General features: G+C 33.5%; 1 pseudogene. It reads right to left on the bottom strand.

Annotated features, from left to right (window positions below):
- A pseudogene (locus AMDU4_RS07845) lies at positions 1-855 on the bottom strand (threonine--tRNA ligase); the annotation flags it as partial.
- Positions 856-1,270: the final 415 nt, after the last annotated feature.

Here is a 1,270-nt window from a genome sequence, read left to right as displayed (position 1 = left end):
CGTCCATACTTCTTCCCATCCACTTCTGGCATTCAATTCTTTCATATAATTTATTAATTCATTCCTTATTATGGCTCCATTAGGAGTATAAAAAGGCATGCCTGGTGCCCTTTCATTGTCAAAGGTAAATAAATCCATTTCCTGCCCAATTTTTCTATGGTCCCTTTTCATGGCTTCCTCACGGCGCAGCATGAATGCCTTTAATTGTTTCCTGTCAGGAAATGCAGTTCCATAGATACGTATCATCTTATCTTTGTTTATATCACCCTCATAGTTGGTACTTGATATGGATAGCAGTTTAAAAGCCTTAATGTATCCAGTTGAAGGTACATGAGGCCCCTTACAGAATTCTATATAGTTTCCCTGAATGTATATGCTGGACTCCTTACCATCAGGAACGTTTTCATTTATCTTGTCTAGTTTGTATTTATTATGGCGAAATTCCTTGAGAATTTCAGCTTTTGGAAGTATTTTCCTCTGAATAGATATATCATCATGAGCTAATTCCTGCATTTTTTCCTCTATTGCAGGAAAATCCTCGGTTGATATGGGTTTCATGTTGAAATCATAATAAAATGTATCTTCACTCTCATTACTGGTATTTGGCAGTGAATCAGGATATAAATCAACAATGGCGTTTGCAAGTAAATGAGCTGCACTATGGAGCAATATCTTTTCACCTTCTGGAGAATTTATTTCGATAAGTTCCACTTTTCCTTCTTCCGGTGCACTATCGCTAAGATCATATAATTTACCAGAAAGCCTGGCAGCCACTATATTTCCTTTTATTTTCTCAGGGACTATTTTCTTGAAAGCATCTCCCTTATTTATATTAAAAAATTGTTCTGAATCCATTATATGCCATATTCCTTACATATATTAATTTATTTTTAATGATGTTGGTGTGGTACATAGCTATTGAAATTCAATTTAACGATTATTCTAACTACAGAATAACACCTTTATGCGGTTGCCTGAATATTGGTTTGTGAGCAAATAAAACTTACACTGATGTGTACTATTAATGTTTTGGACACCTATGCAAATGAATATATAAATATAATAAAATATTATTATAAGATCATAGGAGGTGTATTGCAATAGGGAATACAAGAAGTGCATATGAGAAATTCAATAGAATAATGGAATCCTTAAAATCGAACATCTCTATAGCAGAATTATGCAGAAAGCATGGAATATGGGAAATTCTAAGAATATGGCATATGCATTCAGGTGGTGCTAATGATTAAAAAAAACAGGAAAATTATAT

The sequence above is a fragment of the Ferroplasma sp. Type II genome, from assembly GCF_000496155.1.
Note: the sequence above shows the minus strand (reverse complement) of the source record. Positions and strands in the feature narration are given on the sequence as shown.